The sequence below is a fragment of the Kribbella sp. HUAS MG21 genome (assembly GCF_040254265.1).
In the GTDB taxonomy this organism is placed as follows: domain Bacteria; phylum Actinomycetota; class Actinomycetes; order Propionibacteriales; family Kribbellaceae; genus Kribbella.
This window is the reverse complement of record NZ_CP158165.1, coordinates 8,428,967-8,449,612: the sequence shown is the minus strand read 5'-3', so window position 1 is coordinate 8,449,612 and position 20,646 is coordinate 8,428,967. Positions and strand designations below refer to the sequence as shown.

The 20,646-nt window shown below is 69.5% G+C and carries 21 protein-coding genes; 8 read left to right on the top strand and 13 right to left on the bottom strand.

The window, feature by feature from the left end; translation table 11 throughout:
- Window positions 1-6: 6 nt before the first annotated feature.
- The 4 genes from ABN611_RS40520 to ABN611_RS40505 all read right to left on the bottom strand — a co-directional run bounded on the left by ABN611_RS40520 (window position 7) and on the right by ABN611_RS40505 (window position 3,729).
- Complete coding sequence (locus ABN611_RS40520) at window positions 7-801, bottom strand: ABC transporter ATP-binding protein (protein ID WP_350277616.1); 795 nt, start codon at window positions 799-801, stop codon at window positions 7-9.
- A complete protein-coding gene (locus tag ABN611_RS40515) occupies window positions 798-1,604 on the bottom strand; it encodes an ABC transporter permease (RefSeq protein ID WP_350277615.1) in 807 nt (268 codons plus the stop codon). The genes ABN611_RS40520 and ABN611_RS40515 overlap by 4 nt, the downstream gene beginning before the upstream one ends.
- Window positions 1,588-2,784, bottom strand: coding sequence for an ROK family protein (locus tag ABN611_RS40510; protein ID WP_350277614.1), 1,197 nt, complete (start codon window positions 2,782-2,784; stop codon window positions 1,588-1,590). Before ABN611_RS40510 ends, ABN611_RS40515 begins: the two co-directional genes overlap by 17 nt.
- A 270-nt stretch (window positions 2,785-3,054) precedes the next feature.
- Window positions 3,055-3,729: a DUF4097 family beta strand repeat-containing protein gene (locus ABN611_RS40505; RefSeq protein ID WP_350277613.1), complete on the bottom strand. Its 675-nt coding sequence runs from the start codon at window positions 3,727-3,729 to the stop codon at window positions 3,055-3,057.
- A 140-nt stretch (window positions 3,730-3,869) separates the two neighbouring features.
- On the opposite strand from ABN611_RS40505, the gene ABN611_RS40500 reads away from it, so the two are divergent.
- Window positions 3,870-4,805, top strand: a complete 936-nt coding sequence (locus ABN611_RS40500; RefSeq protein WP_350277612.1) for an ATP-binding cassette domain-containing protein — start codon at window positions 3,870-3,872, stop codon at window positions 4,803-4,805.
- Window positions 4,802-5,545 (top strand): ABC transporter permease, encoded by a 744-nt coding sequence (locus ABN611_RS40495; RefSeq protein WP_350277611.1) that lies wholly within the window; start codon window positions 4,802-4,804, stop codon window positions 5,543-5,545. Before ABN611_RS40500 ends, ABN611_RS40495 begins: the two co-directional genes overlap by 4 nt.
- Here the strand turns inward: ABN611_RS40495 and ABN611_RS40490 are convergent.
- Entirely contained in the window at window positions 5,529-8,660 is a 3,132-nt protein-coding gene (locus ABN611_RS40490) for a BTAD domain-containing putative transcriptional regulator (protein ID WP_350277610.1), read from the bottom strand. The two genes, ABN611_RS40495 and ABN611_RS40490, sit on opposite strands and share 17 nt — an antisense overlap.
- Window positions 8,661-8,764: 104 nt before the next feature.
- Here ABN611_RS40490 and ABN611_RS40485 point away from each other — a divergent pair, with 104 nt between their 5' ends.
- A complete protein-coding gene (locus ABN611_RS40485; protein ID WP_350277609.1) occupies window positions 8,765-9,265 on the top strand; it encodes a cupin domain-containing protein in 501 nt (166 codons plus the stop codon).
- 40 nt (window positions 9,266-9,305) lie between these two features.
- Here ABN611_RS40485 and ABN611_RS40480 read toward each other — a convergent pair whose 3' ends face one another.
- Both ABN611_RS40480 and ABN611_RS40475 read right to left on the bottom strand, forming a co-directional pair.
- Window positions 9,306-9,728, bottom strand: coding sequence for a hypothetical protein (locus ABN611_RS40480; RefSeq protein ID WP_350277608.1), 423 nt, complete (start codon window positions 9,726-9,728; stop codon window positions 9,306-9,308).
- An 85-nt stretch (window positions 9,729-9,813) separates the two neighbouring features.
- Complete coding sequence (locus ABN611_RS40475; protein WP_350277607.1) at window positions 9,814-10,071, bottom strand: VOC family protein; 258 nt, start codon at window positions 10,069-10,071, stop codon at window positions 9,814-9,816.
- A gap of 32 nt (window positions 10,072-10,103) precedes the next feature.
- Here ABN611_RS40475 and ABN611_RS40470 point away from each other — a divergent pair, with 32 nt between their 5' ends.
- Window positions 10,104-10,622: an NUDIX hydrolase gene (locus tag ABN611_RS40470; RefSeq protein ID WP_350277606.1), complete on the top strand. Its 519-nt coding sequence runs from the start codon at window positions 10,104-10,106 to the stop codon at window positions 10,620-10,622.
- Between the two features lie 86 nt (window positions 10,623-10,708).
- Here ABN611_RS40470 and ABN611_RS40465 read toward each other — a convergent pair whose 3' ends face one another.
- The 5 genes from ABN611_RS40465 to ABN611_RS40445 form a co-directional block, all read right to left on the bottom strand.
- A complete protein-coding gene (locus tag ABN611_RS40465) occupies window positions 10,709-11,524 on the bottom strand; it encodes a MauE/DoxX family redox-associated membrane protein (RefSeq protein WP_350277605.1) in 816 nt (271 codons plus the stop codon).
- Window position 11,525: 1 nt separating this feature from the next.
- On the bottom strand, window positions 11,526-12,128 hold the full coding sequence (locus ABN611_RS40460) for a cell wall protein (RefSeq protein ID WP_350277604.1): 603 nt from the start codon (window positions 12,126-12,128) through the stop codon (window positions 11,526-11,528).
- A gap of 13 nt (window positions 12,129-12,141) precedes the next feature.
- Window positions 12,142-12,375 carry a septal ring lytic transglycosylase RlpA family protein gene (locus ABN611_RS40455; RefSeq protein WP_238350537.1) on the bottom strand — a complete coding sequence of 78 codons (234 nt, stop codon included), beginning with the start codon at window positions 12,373-12,375 and terminating at the stop codon, window positions 12,142-12,144.
- A 451-nt stretch (window positions 12,376-12,826) separates the two neighbouring features.
- The gene (locus ABN611_RS40450) at window positions 12,827-14,344 is read right to left on the bottom strand and encodes an MFS transporter (RefSeq protein ID WP_350277603.1); all 1,518 of its coding nucleotides are present in this window, start codon (window positions 14,342-14,344) and stop codon (window positions 12,827-12,829) included.
- A complete protein-coding gene (locus ABN611_RS40445; protein ID WP_350277602.1) occupies window positions 14,341-14,889 on the bottom strand; it encodes a helix-turn-helix domain-containing protein in 549 nt (182 codons plus the stop codon). Before ABN611_RS40445 ends, ABN611_RS40450 begins: the two co-directional genes overlap by 4 nt.
- A gap of 94 nt (window positions 14,890-14,983) precedes the next feature.
- Between ABN611_RS40445 and ABN611_RS40440 the strand changes: the two genes are divergently transcribed.
- Complete coding sequence (locus ABN611_RS40440) at window positions 14,984-15,982, top strand: TerC/Alx family metal homeostasis membrane protein (protein ID WP_350277601.1); 999 nt, start codon at window positions 14,984-14,986, stop codon at window positions 15,980-15,982.
- A 1-nt stretch (window position 15,983) separates the two neighbouring features.
- On the opposite strand, the gene ABN611_RS40435 is transcribed toward ABN611_RS40440, so the two are convergent.
- Complete coding sequence (locus ABN611_RS40435; RefSeq protein ID WP_350277600.1) at window positions 15,984-17,222, bottom strand: MFS transporter; 1,239 nt, start codon at window positions 17,220-17,222, stop codon at window positions 15,984-15,986.
- Window positions 17,223-17,530: 308 nt separating this feature from the next.
- Between ABN611_RS40435 and ABN611_RS40430 the strand changes: the two genes are divergently transcribed.
- From ABN611_RS40430 to ABN611_RS40420, 3 genes are all read left to right on the top strand, one after another.
- Complete coding sequence (locus ABN611_RS40430; RefSeq protein ID WP_350277599.1) at window positions 17,531-18,421, top strand: phosphotransferase; 891 nt, start codon at window positions 17,531-17,533, stop codon at window positions 18,419-18,421.
- Between the two features lie 346 nt (window positions 18,422-18,767).
- Window positions 18,768-19,766 carry an ABC transporter permease subunit gene (locus tag ABN611_RS40425; RefSeq protein ID WP_350277598.1) on the top strand — a complete coding sequence of 333 codons (999 nt, stop codon included), beginning with the start codon at window positions 18,768-18,770 and terminating at the stop codon, window positions 19,764-19,766.
- A complete protein-coding gene (locus ABN611_RS40420; protein ID WP_350277597.1) occupies window positions 19,763-20,644 on the top strand; it encodes a carbohydrate ABC transporter permease in 882 nt (293 codons plus the stop codon). The genes ABN611_RS40425 and ABN611_RS40420 overlap by 4 nt, the downstream gene beginning before the upstream one ends.
- Window positions 20,645-20,646: the final 2 nt, after the last annotated feature.

Genomic DNA, 20,646 nt, shown 5'->3' with positions numbered 1-20,646 from the left:
GATTCCTTAGGATCGGACGGTGACAGGGGAGTCGGCCGCGGTACGGCCGTCCTGGTGGTAGACGGAGTGCCAGACGCGGTTGCGCAGCTCGGCGAACTCGGCGCTCAGGCGGAACTCCTCCGACCGCGGGTACGGCAGGTCGACGTCGATGACGTCGTAGATCCGCCCCGGCCGGGCGGCCATCACGACGACGCGGTTCGCCAGGAAGACCGCCTCGTCGACGTCGTGGGTGATGAACAGGACCGTGCGCTGCTCCTGGCTCCAGGTGTCCAGCAACTGCTCCTGGAGCTTCACGCGGGTCAGGGCGTCAAGCGCCCCGAACGGCTCGTCCATCAGGAGGATCGACGGGTTCACGGCGTACGCCCGGGCGATCGCGCAGCGCTGCCGCATCCCGCCGGACAGCATCTTCGGCAGCGCGTCAGCGAAGTCGGACAGTCCCACCATGTCGATGAAGTGCTGAGCCCGTTCGCGCCGCTCCTGCTTGCCGACGCCTGCGGTCTTCAGCCCGAACTCGACGTTCTTGCGGACCGTGAGCCACGGGAACAGCGCGTACTGCTGGAAGATCACGCCACGCTCCGGCCCCGGACCCGACACCGGTACGCCGTCGACGAGCGCGCGCCCCGACGTCGGCTCCTCCAGCCCGGCCAGGATGTTCATCAGCGTGCTCTTGCCGCAGCCGGACGGGCCGACGACGGTGATGAACTCGTTGTCCGCGATGTCCAGCGACACCTGGTCGAGCGCGGTGAACGTCTCTTTGCCCAGGGCAAAGGTCTTGCTGACCGACTGAACCGAGATCTTCATCGGCGCTCCTGCCATCCGGTGAGTTTGCGTTCGGCCGTCAGTAGCACCCGGTCCATCAGCAGGCCGAGGACGCCGATCGAGATCAGGCCGACGAAGATCGTCGGCAGGTCGTAGTACAGCTGCGCGTTCTGCATCCGGAAGCCGAGGCCCTGCTGGGCGGCGATCAGCTCGGCGGCGACCAGCGTCGCCCAGGCCGAGCCCAGCCCGACCCGCATGCCGACCAGGATGAACGGCGTCGACGCGGGTACGACGACCCGGGCGAAGATGCCGGCGTCCTTCGAGCCCAGCACCCGGGCCGCGTTGATCAGCGTCTTGTCGACGTTGACCACGCCCTGGAACGTCGAGATCACGCAGGCCAGGAACGCGGCCAGGAAGATCACGAAGATCTTCGGCGCCTCGCCGATCCCCATCAGCACGATCGCGAGCGGGATGATCGCCAGCGGCGGCACGGTCCGGAAGAACTGGATCCACGGCTCCACCAGCCCGCGGAGGACGGCGTACCAGCCCATCAGGAAGCCGACCGGGATCGCGACGGCGGTGCCGAGCGCGAAGCCGATCAGCACCCGGGTCAGGCTGGCCAGCACGTCCTTGACGAGCGTGCCGTTCCCGATCAGGGTGACCGCCTGCGAGACGACCTCGGGCGGCGTCGGCAGCTTGAGCCCGGCGAGCGCGAGGATCCACCACACGGCGATGCCGAGGCCGATCGACAGCGCGTTGAGCAGCAGGGGCAGACCGGTGGTTCGCGTGCGCGTTCGCTCGCGCGTCCTCGCGGTACCGGCGGTCTGGTCAGTGAGCACGGCCATCGGCCACTCCTCGGGATGGGGTCTGGCGCAGGCGGGCTCCCGCGCCGGCCGGCGCCGGCGCCTCTGGGTACCCCGCCAGCAGCGGCGAGCTGTGGAAGACGGCGGCCAGCGCACCGAGCGCCCCGTCGTCGTCGGACAGGTACGCCGCTCGCACACCGGGGGAGGCGGCACCTGGGAAGAGTTCGTAGCTGACGCGGGCGGCGGCCTGCTCGACGAGCGCGGGCGCGAGCCGGGTGATGGCGCCGCCGATCACGATCTCCGCCGGGTTCAGCGCCATCGCGACCGCGGCGAGGACCCGGCCGACGGCGGCGCCGGCGTCCCGCAGTACCTGGTCGGCGACCGGGTGCGACCGCGCGACGGCGGCGGCGAGGTCGTCGAGGCTCTCCACGGCGAGGCCGGCGGAACGGCAGGAGGCGAGGATCGCGGGGACCGAGGCGATGGTCTCGAGACAGCCGTGCTTGCCGCAGCGGCACGGGTCACCGTCGACGCGGACGGTTACGTGTCCCAGTTCGCCCGCGAGTCCGGCCGATCCCGAGACGAGCCGGCCGCCGACCACGAGCCCGCCGCCGACGCCGTCGGACAACCGGACGTAGAGCAGGTTCTCGATCGCCTTGGCGCCGAAGATCGCCTCGGCGAGCGCGGCCAGCCGGGTGTTGTTGTCGACGATCACCGGCGCGCCGAACCGGTCGCCGAACGCCTCGTCGACGGAGGCCTCGTGGAAGCCGTCGGCGCGGTGCGAGGGGAACCCGCGGACGCCCGGCTTGCCCGAGTACGGCCCGGGGATGCCGATGCCCACGCCTTGCAGGGCGCCGTAGTGGACGCCGTACTCGTCGCTGAGCCGCTCGATCAGCCGGAACGCGACGTCGAGCCGGGTCGGCCAGTCGACGCGGTCCTCGTACCGGTCGGAGCCGGACGCGACGATCTCGTGCGAGGCGTCGGCCACCGTGACGTGCACGCGGCGGTGGCCGAAGTCGACGCCCATGAACTGCCCGGACGCCGGGTCCAGCGCCAGCCGCTCGGCCGGCCGCCCGCTGCCCTCGCGGTGCGCCGCGTCGGTGTCGACGACGATGATCGCGCCGCGCTGGAGCAGGCTGCCGGTGATCTCGGACAGCGTGGTGCGGGACAGGCCGACCGCGCGGGCGATCTGGTTCCGGCTGAGCGCGCCCTGCTCGCGCAGCACCTGGAGAACCCGTTCTTCGTGGGTCCTCCGCACAAGTGCCTGTACTCCTGGCTGCGTCTGCACGTCCGCGACGCTAGGAACCCGGAATTTTTCCGTCAACCCTCCGACAAAAAACCTCCGAGATTTCGCCGGACCCGGCCCGAATGCGCCGTCGCCGCCGCGGACCGCGCGCCCGTGTAGCGACCGCCAGGCCATCACAATCGGCGGCCGAGCCGCGCCGCGGGCCGGAAGCGTCCGGGCCCGGGGGATTGTGATGGCCTGGGGATCGGGTCAGACGCGCCACAGGGTGATGTTGCCGCCGTGGGTTCGGGCGCGGACGGTGACGGTGTGGGTCGGGTGGTCGAGGGTGGGCAGGTCGTTGAAGATGCGGCCGACCGAGGCCTGCGCGTCGACGGTGGCCGCCGTACCTGCGGGGACGCCGATCGCGACCTCGCCGGTGGCGGTGTACAGGTCGACCGTGCCGGTGCCGAGGGCGCCGACGCGGATGTCGCCGGCGGCGGTCCGGGCGTTGACCTCCGCGCCCGCCGCGTCGACGCTGATGTTCCCGGTGGCGGACTTGGCGCGCAGCGTGCCGGCGACCGTGCCGACGCGGATGTCGCCGTTCGCGGTCTTCAGTTCGCAGGACCCGACCCGGCCCTCGACGACGTACTCGCCCTTCGCGGTGTAGCCCTGGACGTCCGAACCGGTCGGCAGTTCGATCAGCACCACGACGGCGCCGTACCGCTTGCTGAACATCGAGCGCAGCTTCGGGTGCCTGACCTGCAGCTTCCCGTCGGTGAACTCGACGACCACCTGCTCGGCGGCCTTCACGTCCAGGTCCCAGGCCGGGTCGACCGGCCGGACCTCGACGACGGTGTCGGTGCGGTCTGTCGCTCGCACGGTGATGTTGCCGAAGACGATGTCGATCGCGGCGGAGATCGGTGCGGGGGTGCTGAAGGTGGACATCTGCTCGCTCCTCGTGGTGTCGGTGCGACCACCGTCTCCGCACCGGCTGACACGGCCCTGTGACCGCTGCGGAGCCGGTGCCTGACACCGTGTAGGCGGCGTGTCAGGAGCGTGTCAGGACCGCCGCCGAAGGTGTTCCCATGACAACTTCGGCGATCGCGGTCACTGGACTGCGCAAGGCGTACGGCGACAAGACCGTGCTCGACGGCATCGACCTCGAGGTCCCCGCGGGCACCGTCTTCTCCCTGCTCGGCCCGAACGGGGCCGGCAAGACGACAACGGTGAACGTGCTGACCACGCTCACGAAGGCCGACAGCGGCACGGTCCGGGTGGCCGGGCACGACGCCGCGACGGCGGCCAAGGCGGTCCGCTCCGCGATCGGGGTCACCGGCCAGTTCGCGGCGGTGGACGAGCTGCTGACCGGCCGCGAGAACCTGCAGCTGATGGTCGACCTGACCCCGGTCAAGGACAACAAGCGGATTGTCGACAATCTGCTGGAGCGCTTCGAGCTGGCGGAGGCGGCGGACAAGCCCGCGGCGACGTACTCCGGCGGGATGCGACGCAAGCTCGACCTGGCGATGACGCTGGTCGGCGACCCGCGGATCATCTTCCTCGACGAGCCGACCACGGGCCTCGACCCGCGCAGCCGGCGGACGATGTGGACGATCATCCGCGAACTGCTGGCCGATGGCGTGACGATCTTCCTCACCACCCAGTACCTCGACGAGGCCGACCAGCTGGCCGACCGGATCGCGGTCCTCGACAAGGGCCGGTTGGTTGCCCAGGGCACCCCTGAGGAGCTCAAGCGGCAGATTCCCGGCACGCACGTCCGGTTCCGGTTCGAGTCGCTCGCGGAGCTCGACACCGCCGCCAGGATCCTGCCCGGCTCGACCCGCGACGACGACGCGCTCACCCTGCGGGTCCCCAGCGACGGCGGCACCCGCTCGGTCCGCGAGCTGCTGGACCGGCTCGACGAGCACTCGCTGGACGCCGGCGAGTTCTCCGTGCACACCCCTGACCTCGACGACGTATTCCTCGCCCTGACGGGCCACGACACCGCGGAGGCGGCGAAATGAAGAACCCCTCGATCGTGATGCTGCGCCGCAACCTCAAGCACATCGCCCGGAACCCGACGTCCGTGTTCAACGCGGTCCTGATGCCGGTCGTGGTGATGCTGATGTTCGTCTACATGCTCGGCGACGCGTTCAGCGTCGGCGTCCCGTACGTCGACTACGCGACCCCCGGCATGCTGCTGCTGGCGGTCTGCTACGGACTCGGTGCCGTGGCGACCGCGGTGAACTCCGACATGACCAAGGGCATCATCAACCGGTTCAAGGTGATGGACGTGCCGCGCAGCGCGGTGCTGACCGGCCACGTGATCGCCAGCGTGCTGACCAACCTGATCGCGATCGCCGCGATCATCGGGGTCGCGTTCGCGCTCGGCTTCGACCCGTCGGCGAGCTTCGCGCAGTGGCTCGGCGTGATCGGTCTCGTCGTACTGCTCGGGGTCGCGACCGGTTGGCTGACCGTCGCGCTCGGGCTGTTCGCGAAGAGCCCGGAGACCGCGGGGCTGGCCTCGGTGCCGCTGGTGATGCTGCCGTTCTTCAGCAGCGCGATCGTGCCGGCCGACAAGATGGGGCCCGGCGTCAAGCAGTTCGCGCAGTACCAGCCGTTCACGCCGATCATCGAGTCGCTGCGCGGCCTGCTGAACGGCGCGCCGCAGACCGGTGACCTGGTCGCCGCGTTCGCGTGGTGCCTCGGGATCGCCGTGGTCGGGTACGTCTGGGCGACCTCGACGTTCACGAAGCGAGCGTGACCTCGACCAGCTCCCGCCAGCTCGCCCGCCGGCCCTCCTCCGTCGCCTCGGTGAACTTCGGATCACCGAGGCGACGACGCGTTTCCGCCTCCAGCCTGGCCGCGTCCGGGTTTGAGCGGTCCGGCAGCCCGCGGACGACGGTGCTCGCGGCGAGCAACCGCGCCGCCTGCTCGTCCTGGCCGGTGCGCAGGGCGAGATCCGCGATCCCGACGAGCATCTGCGCGATGCCGGGCGGATGCCCGCCCTCGGCCGCCGCCTGGAAGGCAGCGCTACGGTGCTGCCAGACCTCGTCGGGATCCGTGGCCAGGTAGCCGAGGACGCCTTCGATCATCGCGCGCAGGTTCGCCCGCTCGGCCTCCTGGCCCAGCAGCTTCGTCGCCTGGTCGAGCTGCCGTCGCGACTCGTCGACATCGCCGCTCCACCGCGCGAGCTCCGCCTTGCACAATGCCAGCTCCACCAGGGCTTCCGGCCACGCGACCCGCTCCGCCTGCCGCAGCGCGTCCGCCATCGCGGCCGAGCTCGCATCCAGGTCGCCGGCGAGCCAGTACAGCTGCGCCTGCCGCGACCGCAGCCGTACGACGTCCTCGGTCGCCCCGACCTCCGCGGCGACCGCGACCGCCTGCTGGTGGTACTCGCACGCGGCGGCGAACTCGCCGCGGACCGCGAGCCGGTCGGCGAGCTCGGTCAGCGCGAACGAGATCCCCCAGCGTTCGCCGATCGCGCGGAACTCGGTCAACGCGGCCTCGAGCGCCCGGTCGGCGTCCTCGTCACCGGCGCCGAGCATGATCCGCATCTTCCCGGTCTGCAGGCGGGCCAGCGCCCGGACCCACGGATCCTCGTCGGTGAGCAGCGGCTCGAACGCGGACACGAACGAGTCCGGTCCTTCCAGCAGGCGTTCCAGCGCGGACGACATCGTCACCGCCGGGTGCGGGCTCTTGACCCGCCGGCTGACCTCCGCCGACTTCCGGATCCAGTCGACCGCGTTGAACTGGTCACGGCCGCGTCCCGACGTCATGAAGTTGGTGACGAACGCGTACACCACGGCGCGGTACTCGTCGGGCACCTCGCCCGGCACGTTCGGCGCCGCCATCAGGAACTCGGTGCCCTCGACCTTGTGCCCGGCGAACCACCAGTACCAGCCGGCGGCCGCGGCGAGCCGCATCGAGCCCTCGGCCTCACCGGCCGCCAGCGCACCGCGCATCGCCGCGGCGATGTTGTCGTGCTCGGCCTCGACGATCGACAGCCATTCGAGTTGTTCGGCGCGGCGCAGGTGCGGGTCTGCCGTCTCGGCAAGCTCGGTGAAGAAGGCGAGGTGGGTACGACGGGTCAGATCGGTCTCGCCCGCCTCTTCGAGACGCTGCTGGGCGTACTCCTTGATCGTGCCGAGCAGCCGGTACCGCGGGGCGCCCTCGTCCTTGGTGACGACCAGCGACTTCTCGGTGAGCGCGGTCAGCAGGTCGAGCACCTCCCACGACTCGACCTCGCCGCCGGCGCACACCTGCTCGGCCGCTTCCAGGCTCGCGCCGCCCGCGAACACCGCCAGCCGGCGCAGGACGGCCCGCTCGGCGTCCGAGAGCAGCTCCCAGCTCCAGTCGACCACCGCGCGGAGCGTGCGGTGCCGGGGGAGCGCCGTACGACTGCCGCCGGTCAGCAGGCGGAAGCGGTCGTCGAGGCGGTTGGCGAGCTGTTCGAGCGACATCGTGCGCAGCCGGGCCGCGGCCAGCTCGATCGCCAGCGGCATACCGTCGAGCGCGCGGCAGATGCGCGCCATCGTGGCGCGGTCCGCGGTGAGATCCGCGCGTACGGCGGTCGCCCGGTCCTGCAGCAGGCGGACGGCCGGGGACGCGTCGATCTCTTCGGCGTCGGCGGAATCCGTTGGCAGGGCCAACGGTGCCACCGGCCAGAGCGCCTCGCCGGTGATGCCGAGCGGTTCGCGGCTGGTGGCGAGGATCCGCAGTCGCGGGCATTCGCCGAGCACCCGGTGCGCGAACGTCGCCGCCGACTCGATGACATGCTCGCAGTTGTCCAGGATCAGCAGCATCGACCGCTCCCGGAGGGCCGCGATCACCCGGGCCGTCGGGTCGGCGTCCGGTGCGTCGCCGAGCAGCGCGTCGCGCAGCGCGAGCGCGCCGAGCGTCGCCTGCGCCACGTCGCCGTCGGCCCCGATCGCCGCGAGTTCGACCATCCAGGCGCCGTCGGGCAGGTCACCGAGCATCGTCCGGGCGGCCTCGGTCGCGAGCCTGGTCTTCCCGGAGCCGCCGGGCCCGATCAGGCTCGTCAGGCGGTGCCCGGCGACCAGGTCGCGGACGGCGGCGATGTCAGCGTCCTTGCCGACGTACGTCGTCAGCTCTTCGCGGAGGTTGGTGTTGCGCTTCTCGTCCCGGCGTACCAGCTCGCCCCGGAGCAGGGCGACGTGCAGGGCGGAGAGCTCGGGGGACGGGTCGACGCCCAGCTCGTCGGCGAGGGTTTCGCGGGTGCGCTCGTACACCCGGAGCGCTTCGGTGTCGCGGCCGGAGGCGACCAGCGAGCGCATCAGGGCGGCGACCAGGCGCTCGCGGACCGGGTGCGCGGCGACCAGGTCGGTCAGCTCGGTGACGAGTTCGGCGCCGTGACCGAGCGTGATCTCGGCGTCGTACCGGTCCTCCATCGCGGCCAGCCGCAGCCCGTCGAGCCGTGTCACGGCCGCGTCGAACGCGCCGCTCTCGGTCAGCCCGACGTCCTGCATCGCGGGTCCGCGCCACAAGGCGAGCGCCTCGCGAAGCAGCCGGACGCCTTGTGGATCCTGGTCGGTGCGCGCACGGGTGACGAGGCGCTCGAACCGTACGGCATCGACGTCGTCGGGGTCGACGCGCAGCCGGTAACCGTCGGTGTGGCCCTCGACGGAACCTTCCGGCAGCACCTTCCGCAACCGCGAAACCAGCCGCTGCAAAGCATTCGCCGCATCCGCCGGGGGCTGCTCACCCCAGATCCAGTCCACCAGGGTCGCCTTCGGCACCACGCGTCCCGCGTCGAGCGCGAGCGCGATCAGCAACCCCCGCAACCGCGCACCGGGCACGTCGACGAGGTCGCCTTCCCCGGCCCGTACCTCGAACGGCCCCAGCATCGCGATCTGCACCCGCCAGATTTTGCCACGGCGCACAGGCCTTGACGGACAGCGCCGAAGCGGTGGCGATCCGGGGCTCGGGCGGGTTGGGTGGTGGGGGTGGAGAGGAGACGGTGATGAGCGGGCGCATCAGGCCCAGCGGGAGCGCGGTGATCTCGAGTCCGGAGACGCAGACGGCGCTCTGGTTCCTCGGGGTGTTGCAGCAGCTGCGGGTGAGTGGGGAGCAGACCGGCGGGGCGTTCTCGTTGACTGACAACCTGGCACGGCGGGGGAGCGGGAGCCCGGTGCACATTCACGAGCACGAGGAGGAGTCGCTGATCGTCCTCGACGGAAACCTGCGGGTTGTCCTCGACGGGGAGGATCACCCCGCCGGGCCGGGCACCGTGGCCATACTCCCGCAGGGCGTGCCACACGCGTACGTCGTAACGTCCGCGGAGGCCCGGTTCCTGACGCTACACAACCCAGCCGGCTTCGAGCGCTTCGCGGCGGAGGTGGGAGAGCCCGCTCAAGCACTCACGTTGCCGCCCGACCCCGCGGACGCGCCCGATCTGGCGGCGGTGGCCGCGGTCGCGGCGCGGCATGGCATCACGATTCTCGGTCCGCCGCCCCGGGTGTAGGGATCGGCTCGCGGGGTCCCGCTCCAGGTGCGGCCGCGGTTCAGCTGATCGCCTTCTTCACCAGGGCGACGATCTGCTTCTCGACGTCCGGGGTCAGGTTGAGGAGGGCGTACGCGGTCGGCCAGAAGTCGCCGTCGTCCAGGACGACGGGCGGGTTGAAGCCGAAGGTGCCGTACGGCGTCTTGAACTTACCGGCGTCCTGGAAGAAACAGACGACCTTGCCCTTCCTGGCCCAGCCGGCCATCCCGTAGTACAGCTTCGGGGTGAGCTCGGGCGCGACCTGCGGGATCAGCTCGTTCAGCCGCTCGGCGATCACCCGGTCCGCGTCCGCCATCTCCGCGATCTTCGCCGCCTGCGCCGCCGCCGGGTCCTCCTTGCTCTTCAGCTCCTTGGCCCGATCCTTCATCGCCCCGCGCTCGGCCTCGGTGAACCCGTCGTACGACTTCTTCTTCGTCCCGGCCATCGAAGTTGCCCTTTCTCCTGTGTGGTCCCTGCGAACACCCCAGACCTTAGAAGCCGCCCAACCCGCGCCGCTTCTTGAAAACTGATCAACCCCCGACGTACAGGCAGAACGGGTGCCTTGCAGCAGCCGGCCACACCGGTCGCGCCCACGGCGCCGACGTCTGCGGCTGGAACGCCAGGTAGGTCTCGGAGTTGCCGGGCACGGCCAGCGTGAACTCGTTCGGCTCGTTCTTGTGGATCTCCCACCCGAGCAGCTCGTGGTAGAACAGCCCGAGCGCCTGCGGGTCCGGCGCGTCGATCACCGTCCCGAACCAGTGCCCCTTCGCGGATCGCCCTCGAAGCATCGCGGTACCTCCTCGCGAACGACACTGGACGGGTGAACCGACAAGACGATCTTGCTGCTGAGGGTGTGCCGGAGGAGGAGTTTCATCCGGGGATTGCCGAGCGGATGCCGCGGAAGACGGCGGCGGGGGGTGCGTTGGTTCGGGACCGGGGTGGGCGGATCCTGTTCCTGGAGCCGACGTACAAGCCGACGCTCGACATCCCGGGTGGGATCGTCGAGTACGACGAGTCGCCGTACGAGGCCTGCTGCCGGGAGGTGCGGGAGGAGATCGGTCTCGACCTGGAGATCGGGCGGCTGCTGGTCGTCGACTGGGTGCCGGCGCACGGGCCCTGGTCCGACTCGCTGGCGTTCGTGTTCGACGGCGGCGTCCTCGATCACCAGACCATCACCCTCGACCCCACCGAGGCCCGCACCCACCACTTCCTCACGCTCGACGAAGCCGCGCCCCGCCTCCGCCCGTCGATGACCCGCCGCCTGGCCCTCGCCCAGCAGTCCCTCACGACCGGCATCCCGGCGTACTCCGATTTCGGTCGGCCGACCGTGTTGGAGTGACCTGCACGCCATCACAATCGCGCCGCTCCCGCCACGTCGAGCGTGACGGGAGCGGCGAGCGGGCGATTGTGATGGCGTGGCGGTCGCTATCCCGCCGTCGCCAGCACCGTCGGCCGGTACAACGTCAGGCCTTCCTCGTCGACGACGGCGACGCGGATGGACTCCGGAGCGGTGTCGCGATGCGGTACGGCGAAGACCGCGGTCGCCGTACGGCCGTCGTACCTGGCGCCGTAGCTCACGAAACGCCAGTCCTCGTCGTCCCAGTAGTCGTGGATGTCGGAACGCAGCATCCCGTCGACCGCGCGGTACGCCGGGCTGAGCAGCACGCGCCGCTGGGTTGCGACGAGTGGTGTGCCGGTGGACGCGGTACCGGCGTACGGATGGCTGAGCCGGATCCGGAACCGTCGCAGCGGCAGCAACCAGTACCGGTCGAGCTCGGCGGACAGCATCGCGAACGCGGCCGCCTCGACGACCAGCACCGACAGACCCGCGCCCGCCGACCACCAGCCGCTGTCCGCCGTGATCGCGAGTGCAGCAGTTGCCAGCAGCAACAAGGCGCGGGCGATCGCCCGGTGGCCGACGGGTTTCGCCGAAGCCTTCATGCAGCCGCAGGAGGCTTCGGGTACGACGATCTTCGAATAGATCAAGAATCCGGTGAAGCCGACGGACAGTGCGGCAGCGGCGAACGCCTCGATCGCCCAGAAAGGTGGCAGGAGAAGCGGGAGCGCGATCAGGGTCTCGACTCCAGCGACTGTTCGGTACGCGGGTCTGGCGCGGGACTCGCCGACCAGGCGGGGGAGGGCTGTCCGCTCGGCCTGCGCCGGATCGGCGAACTTCCCGTACGCCGACCAGAGCAGCAGCACCCCGATCAGGAGCGGCTGAGCAGCCGCCAAGGCACCCATGTCAGTTCGACGTGTAGATCGTCGCGACGTCGATCTCGTTGGTCCCCGGCCGCCAGGCGCCGATCACCTGCGCGTGCCGGCCGACCTTGAGCATCGACAGGTCCGACACCGCCGGGGTGCCGTTGTAAACAGCCGCGGTACTCCCCGGCTGCAGGTGCCCGACGACCTTCTGGCCGTGATGGTCGAGGTGTACGCCGTTGCGCCCGATCGCCGTGATCGAGACGGTCAGGTTGACGATGTTGACCCAGATCGCCTCGGCGGCCAGGATCCCGTCCGGCAGCAGCACGCCCCGCGCGTACAGGCCGTCGCCGATCCGGGCCTCGTCGATCGTGGTCGGGCGGAGCTTCCAGACGCTCGTCACGCCGGTGAGCTGGATCCGGTGCAGCCGGCCGTCGGAGCCCTGGACCTGCAGGAGATCCTTGTTCCGGCCGGTGATCACGCCTTCGGCGAAGTTCGGGTCCGGCTGGCCGGCGTCGGGGAACTGGGCGCCGGCCGCGAACGCGGTCTCGGGTGCCAGCGATCCCATCGCGGTCGCGGCGACCAGGCCGGTCGCACCGAGCGCGGCGCGGGTGAGCAGCGAGCGGCGGTCCATCGTTGCGGTCATCTCGGGTTCCTCCTCAGCCGACGTCGATGTTCGCGGGGATGAGACCGGCGCTCAGGCTGGCGATCGCGGAGAACGCGGCCGGCGTCAGGTCGAGGAGGCGGTTCGCGGCGCAGGTCCCGCCGCAGCAGGCGCGCTCACCGCAGAACAGGTCGGTCTGCGGACCGCAGTCCGCGATCGAGGTGACGACCCGTTTTCCGTTGCACAGGTTGGTGGTGGCGTGCCGGAAGCCGCAGGTACGCCGGGACATCCCGGTGAACCCGCAGCGATCCGGACGGGTGATGGACAGGCACGCGTCCGAGGTGTTCGGCCACGCGTGCTGGAAGCTCCCGGAGTTGCACGTGCCGCAGGCACCGCGACCGGTGCTGGCACAGGGTCCCCACGCGTTTCCGCAACAGAACCAGGATGCTTCGCCGTTGAATCCGGCCATGACAGATCCTCCAAGGTCCGGCCCTGTCGGGTGATCCATCGCCTACTGCGGGGCACTCGGCACGGCATCTCGCCGCACGGGTGCAAAGGCCACGATGCTCCGCATCGAGTCCTTCGCCCCCGCACGCCGAGCTACCGCACCGAGCACCTCCTCGCTACGGCGCTGGATCACCCGACAGGGCCCTAGGGGGCGGACAAAGACCTACAGAACCTGTTGTACGCCGATTCGGCGGAATCTCCCAGAGGTCATCGAGGAAACGGAAACTTTTTGCCTAGTGTTCGTTCTCCGTGGAAATGCTGAGCTCCTGGCCGCGGAGCAGGAACCACGCGGCGACGGCCGTGCTGAGCAGTACGACGGCACCGACGCCGGCGGCGATCGAAACGCCGTGGGCGAAGGACTCCCGCGCCGCGTCGAGCAGCGCCGCGGCGGTCTCCGGCGGCAACTGCGCAGCCACCTCGACCGCACCGCCCAGCGACTCGTGTGCTGCTTCGGGCGTGCCGGCAGGACCCGTGAAATCGCGGTACACACCGGTCACGATCGACCCCAGCAACGCGATCCCGAGCGCGGCGCCGAGCTCGTACGCCGTCTCGGACACCGCACTCGCCGCACCCGCCTCCTCCTTCGGTACGGCGGCCAGGATCACGTCGGCCGTCACGGTGAAGGAGAACCCGGCACCCGCTCCGACGACGAGCAACGCCGCGCCGAGCAACGGATACCCGGTGTCATGGCTGATCGTGGTGAGCGCCGCGAGCGCGAGCCCGATCGCCCCGAGGCCACCGGCGACGACCGCCCGGACCGAGAACCGCCGCGCCGCCTGCCCCGCGAGCAGACCGGCGACGATCGCTCCGATCGCGGCCGGCAGCTCCGCCAGCCCCGCCTCGATCGGCCGCCGGTCCTGCACCAGTTGCAGGAACTGCGACAGGAAGAAGATCAGCCCCGACAACCCGAGAATCGTCAGCAGATCGGCTAGAACGGCGCTGCTGAACCCGCGGCTGCGGAACAACCGCAGATCCAGCAACGGAATCGGCAACCGCCGCTGCCGCCGGACGAAACCGTACAGCGCGAGCGCGCCGACCAGTGCCGCGATCACCGGCACCCACGCGAAGCCGTGCGCCGCGAACTCCTTGATCGCGTAGACGACACCGATCATCCCGACCATCGACAGCGCGACGCTCACCAGGTCCCACGGACCCGGCTCGGGATTGCGGGACTCCGGCAACAGCTTCGCGCCGACGACGACCAGCACCGCCATCACCGGCAGGTTGATCAGGAAGACCGAACCCCACCAGAAGTGCTCGAGCAGGACACCGCCGACGATCGGCCCGACCGCCATACCGGCCGACGCCGCCGCGCCCCAGATCCCGATCGCGACACTGCGTTCCCGCGGGTCGTGGAACAGGTTACGGATCAGCGCGAGCGTGGCGGGCATCAGCGTCGCACCCGCGACACCGAGCAGCGCCCGGGCGACGATCATCAGCTCGGCCGAGTTCGCGTACGCGTTCAGCACCGAGACCGCGCCGAACGCGGTCGCGCCGATCAGCAGGATGCGCTTGCGGCCGATCCGGTCACCGAGGCTGCCCATCGACACCAGTAATCCGGCGAGCACGAACGAGTACGCGTCGCCGATCCACAACAGCTGCGTGCTCGACGGCTTCAGGTCCTCGGACAGGAACGGGGTGGCGAGCCCGAGCACGGTCGCGTCGAGCGCGACGAGGAGCACGGCCAGCACCAGGACGCCGAGGGCCAGCCAGCGGCCCGGGCGGGTGACGACATCCGCTTGTTGCTTCATTTCGCTCTCCGTACGGCGCCACCGAGCAGCAGGTCGGTGACGTTCGAGGTGAAGTCCTTGGGGGCGACCCGGCCTTCGTAGGTGGCCCAGGCCGCGGCGATCAGCAGGCCGTACAGCGACTCGGCCAGCCAGACCGGGCTGAGGTCGATCCGGAACTCGCCGGCCTCCTGACCGCGCCGGAACAGCGCGACCAGCCGCTCGTCGAGCCGGGCCCAGCCCGCGTTCATCTCGTCGCCCTCGAACAGCTGGTTCTCGGAGTACAGGAACGCGAGCTGCCCCGAGACCGGCTCCAGCTCGCGCACCAGGCGCCGGACGGCGTCGGCGGCCGGCCCTTCCTCGATGCCCGCACGGCCGAGCGCGGCCTCGCACTCGGCGATGCCGAGCTCCTCGAGCGCGCGGATCAATGCGTCCCGCCCTGCGAACTGCCGGTTCAGCGTGGCGCGACTGATCCCGGCCGCCCGCGCGACCTCGTCCATCGTCGCCGTCGACTTCCGCATCAACAGGCCCGCTGCGGCCCGCAGTACCTCGTCCCGATCAAAAGCCATGAGACGAGCCTACCTCATTTGAGACATCAATGTCTCAATTGGTTCCCGATACAATTGCCGATGTTCGGGTAGGGGGATGTCCGGAGGTTTCGTCGTGGTCTCTGTCATGTCCCCCGTCGTCTGGGTGCTGACGATCGCCGGGTTGCTGGGGCTCGTCGCGTTCGACCTGGTCGTGATCGCCCGCCGCAAGCACGCAGTGACGATCAAGGACGCGACCCGCTGGGTGCTGTTCTACGTCGGTCTCGCGGGGCTGTTCGCGCTCGGGTTGTTCCTGTTCGCGCCGGGCCAGTCGGGCAGCGAGTTCGTCGCCGGGTACGTCACGGAGTACAGCCTGAGCGTCGACAACCTGTTCGTGTTCGTGATCATCATGGCGAGGTTCGCCGTACCGGGGCCGGCGCAGGACAAGGTGCTGTACGTCGGCATCGTGGTCTCGATGCTGCTCCGCGCGGTGTTCATCCTGGCCGGCGCGGCCGCGATCTCGGCGGCGAGCTGGGTGTTCTACGTGTTCGGCGCGTTCCTGGTCTACACCGCGGTCCGGCTCGCGCTCGAGGGCGAGAGCGATCCGGACGACTTCAAGGAAAACGCCGTACTGCGCGGACTGCGCCGGATCCTCCCGCTGGCGCAGGACTACGACGGCGCGCGGCTGACGACCCGGGCGAACGGCCGCCGGCAGCTGACCCCGCTGGTGATCGTGATCGCCGCGATCGGGACGGCGAACGTGATCTTCGCGCTCGACTCGATCCCGGCGATCTTCGGGCTCACCCAGGACGCCTACATCGTGCTGACCGCGAACGCGTTCGCGCTGATGGGCCTGCGGCAGCTGTACTTCCTGATCGGCGGCCTGCTGGAGCGGATCGTCTACCTGAACGTCGGCCTGTCGGTGATCCTCGCGTTCATCGGCGTGAAGTTGATCGTCGAGGCGCTGCACGGCTCGCACATCGACGACCTCGGCGCGATCCACCTGCCGCACATCGGCATCCTGACCTCGCTCGGCTTCATCGTCGGCACGCTGTTCGTCACGACGGTCGTCAGCCTGGTCAAGTCGTCGTACGACAGCCGCCGCGCCGCGGTCCGCGTCAAGGCCGACGACTGATTCAGACCTTCTCCGCCGTACGACGGACGTCCTTGAGCCGCAGGAACAACGCGGGGATCGGGAGCAGGAGCAGGCCTGAGGCGAGCAGGGCGGCGCGCAGCGACGAGCGGCCCAGGGCGCCGAGGGGCGGGCCGCCGACCACCTGGCCGATCGCGTTGGCCTGGGACACCATCGAGATCACGGTCGCGCGGGTCCGGGAGTCCAGGTGCCGGTTCAGCCAGGCGGATTCGATCGGGTACGTGAGTGTGCCCGCGACGGCTCCCAGCCACATCGCGGCGAGTGCGAGCCAGAGGTAGCCGGCGAGCGCGAACCCGAGTACGCCCGCGGCCTGCAACAGCGCGAGCGTGGCGAGGATCCCGCTCGGGTGCGACGCCTGCAGGCGTTCGGGCGAGAACCGGTTGAGCACGAGCGACGCACCCAGTGCGAGCAGCGTCCCGGTGAGGGCGAAGGCTGTGAACCAGAACGCTGGATCCGACGTACCGAACACGTCCGGGAAGGTGAACTCCAGGATCTTCACCGACCACAGCCGGTCGAACGCCTCGCTGGACAGGCCGCCGATCAGACTGATGATCACCAGAGTACGGACGACCGGCCGCCGCCTGGCGACCTCGAGGCCGTCCTTGAACGTCGCCACCGCGTGCCGGAACGTCTCGCGCTCCTCGCGCGGGACGGGATGAAAGTTCTGTTCGCGCATGAACAGGGTCAGCAGCAGCGCGAGCAGCACCATCCCGGCGCCGGAGATCACCATCGGCAGCGGCAGGCTGATGAGGCCGAGACCGCCGGCGGTCACGGTGCCGGCGATCTTCGCCGCCAGGCCGAACTGCTGGGTGCGGACGAACACGCGGGCGGCCTGTTCGGCGCCGATCTCGTCGGTGATCCAGGCCTGGTCGGCACCGGAGGTGAACGTGTAGCCGACGCCCCACAGCACCTGCGCGCCAAGGATCGCCAGGAAGGTTGGCACCAGGCCTTGCAGCAGCAGCCCGGCGCCGATCAGCGCGAAGCCGATCACGATCGAGCGCCGGCGGCTGTACAGGTCGGCGACGATCCCGGTCGGGACCTCGAACAGGAAACAGGTCAGCTCGAGAGTGGTCCCGACCAGAACCATCTGGAGCGGGTCGAGCCCGGCGTCGCGGACGTAGTAGACCAGGCTGAGCGTGAACGCCAGCGCGGACAGGAAGGACCAGGCGGCGTTGTAGGCGTAGTACGTCCTGGTGGGATCGGCGGATCGGTAGGACGGCATCGTGGTGTGCTCCTGAAGGCGTGTGCGGGCAGGTCGAAGCGCGACCGGGAGTTACCAGCGCCGGTCAAACGCTTGCGTGGCGCACAGATGAGGTGCGCGTTCAGGAACGGGTACGCATAGGACGAAGATTAGGCGAGCACCCGGCGCGTCCGCCGCTGAATTACGCGGCCCGCCCTCGTGAACCGGGGTACTATTGACACTGCCTGGCCCGGCCGTTCCCCCGTGATGGTCGGGTCAGGTTCTTTTCTGGCCCGCGACAGTCCGAAATTCCCCTGCGCAGCCCCCTCCCGAACTGCCACGATGACGCGATGGACGCGTTGAGTGGCGTGCTGGCCGCGCTGGGTGTCGAAGCCGACCGCCTGGAGCCGACCCGGGCGGAGGACGAGGCGTCGTTCGGGAACGGGAACTGGCACCTCTGGACGCCCAACGGCGAGCACCACATTCTCCGCCGCTACCACGTGCTCCACACCGAGGCCAACCTGGCGTACGAAGCGCGCGTGCTCGAGCACGTCGCTGCGCGCGGTTGGTGCGTGCCGGTGCAGGTGGTCCCGCCAGTCCGGTACGACGGCCATTTGTGGGCGGTGACGCGCTTCGTGCCGGGGCGGCCGCATCGGGAGGAGACGGCGGCGCAGCGAGCCGAGCGGGGTGCGTTGCTGGCTCGGCTGCATGCGGATCTGCGCGGGCTTGACCTCGGGCCGCGGGAGGGGTTCTTCCAGGCCGCCGATCTGGACGCGATGGGGGAGTTCCAGGGCTGGGACCGCGGCGTCGAGTTGCTCCGCGAGCAACGGCCGGAGCTCGCCGACCGATCCGAGCGGGCGATGCAGCGCGCCAAGGAGCTGGTTGTCGCGCACGACCTGCTGGGGCTGCCGCAGACCATCGTGCACGGGGACTTCGCGAGCTGGAACCTGCACTTCGACGACGACGGCCGGTTCGCCGGCGTGATCGACTTCGCCCTGTGCCACCCGGACAGCCGCGCCTGGGACTTCGTCATCGCCCGCGTGCACCGGGCGCCGGAAATGATCGACGGCTACCAGCGAGCCGCGGCCGATCCGCTGAGCGACCGGGAGCTGGCTGCGATCGAGCCGTTGCAGGCCGTCCTCAGGGTGCTGATGGTGATGGCCGAGCTCTGGGACGGGCAGCACATCGGCCGTTTCGACGAGGCGATGATCGCCCGGCAGCTGGCCAAGGCCAAGTCTTGACACAGGCCGCCGCTGACGGGTTGACTGCCATATAGTTAACCCGAGAAACAAATTGTGGACCGACCCGGAGTCGGTGGCTCAGAGCGACTCCGGGCGTGATCGACGTGTGCCCGGATCCGGTGGCGAGCCATCGGATCATTCGTCGTTCAGTCACCGGTAGTTGCTGGAGGCAACGCCGGATATCCCTTGCCCGCAAGGGATCTGGGCGCCTCGGTCACCGTCCGGTATCGACTCGGGCGACAACTCTTCCGCTGTCCCGGGATCATGTGTCATCCTCCGGGATAGCGAAACCCGAGATCCTATCGGATATCGGTTCCACTCCAGCGCGTGAGGGAAAGGATGCGGAGTGAGCGCAACCTTCGAGGTGAAACCGGCGCCCGCGGCACCGGCGCCGGCGCCCGGGCCGACGGTCCGGAAGCCACCGCGAACGAGTCGCCGGACCCAGGCCCGGCGCAGCCTGCGACGGCACTGGCAGCTCTACCTGCTGGTCGTCGTACCGCTCGCGTACTTCGTGATCTTCAAGTACGTGCCGATCACGAACGCGGTGATCGCGTTCAAGAACTACAGCCCGATCAAGGGCCCGTGGGGCAGCGACTGGGTCGGTTTCCGCAACTTCGAACTGTTCTTCCAGAACCCGGTGTTCTGGACGCTGGTGAAGAACACCTTCCTGCTGTCGGTCTACACGGTGCTCGCCAGCTTCCCGATCCCGATCATCCTGGCGATCGCGCTCAACGAGATCCGCAACGGCCGCTTCAAGAAGACCGTCCAGCTCGTGACGTACGCGCCGTACTTCATCTCGACCGTCGTGGTCGTCTCGATGACGATCCTGGTGCTGTCGCCGCGGCTCGGTTTCGTCAACGACGCGATCGGGTTGTTCGGCGTACCGTCGATCGACTTCCTCGGGCGGCCGGACTACTTCCGGCACATCTACGTCTGGTCCGACGTCTGGCAGACCACCGGGTACTCCGCGGTGATCTACCTGGCCGCACTGTCCGGGATCGACCCGGCGCTGCACGAGTCGGCGCGGATCGACGGCGCCAGCCGGCTGCAGCGGATCCTGCACGTCGACCTGCCCGGCATCATGCCGACCGCGGTGATCATCCTTGTGCTCGGCGTCGGCAACATCATGTCGATCGGGTTCGAGAAGGCGTTCCTGCTGCAGAACCCGCTGAATACCGCGCAGTCCGAGATCATCGCCACCTACGTCTACAAGACCGGCCTGCTGAACGCCGACTTCAGCATGGCGACCGCGATCGGGCTCTTCAACTCGGTGATCAACCTCTTCCTGCTGCTCGCCGTGAACTTCGCCGCCAAGCGCATCACCGGAAACGGACTCTGGTCATGAGGGAAACCAAGACCGACAGGATCTTCCTGATCGGCGTGAAGATCATGCTCTGGATCGCGCTGATCCTGGTCGCGCTGCCGCTGGTCTACATCGTCGCGAACTCGTTCAGCAGCCCGGCGGCGGTGAGCGCCGGCCGGGTGCTGCTCCTGCCGGTCGAGCCGAGCATCCGCGCGTACCAGGAGGCGTTCAGCGATCCGCTGATCATGAAGGGCTACCTGAACTCGTTCATCTACGCGGCCGGCGGCACCTTGATCAGCGTCACGCTGACGATCGCGATCGCGTACCCGCTGTCGCGCCGCACGTTCTTCGGCCGGAACGTGATCATGAGCCTGCTGATCTTCACGATGCTGTTCTCCGGCGGCCTGATCCCGACGTACCTGGTGGTCCAGGACCTCGGGATGCTGAACACCCGGTGGGCGATGGTGATCCCGAGCGCGATCGGGGTCTGGCAGGTGATCATCGCGCGGACGTTCTTCCGCAGCACGATCCCCGACGAGTTGTACGAGGCCGCCACCATCGACGGCGCGAGCGACCTGCGGTTCCTGTGGTCGATCGTGCTGCCGCTGTCCAAGCCGGTGATCGCGGTGATCGCGCTGATGTACGCGATCTTCCAGTGGAACAGCTACTTCGACGCCCTGATCTACCTCAAGGACCCCGGCCTGTACCCGCTGCAGATCGTGCTGCGGAACGTGCTGATCCTGAACCAGTTCGGTGGTACCGGCTCGCAGGACCTGGCCCAGCAGCTCGAACAGCAACAGCTGGCCAACGTCTTGAAGTACGCGCTGATCGTCATCTCGAGTCTGCCCGTACTGATCATCTACCCGTTCGTCGCCCGCCACTTCACCAAGGGCGTGATGGTCGGCGCGGTCAAGGGCTGACG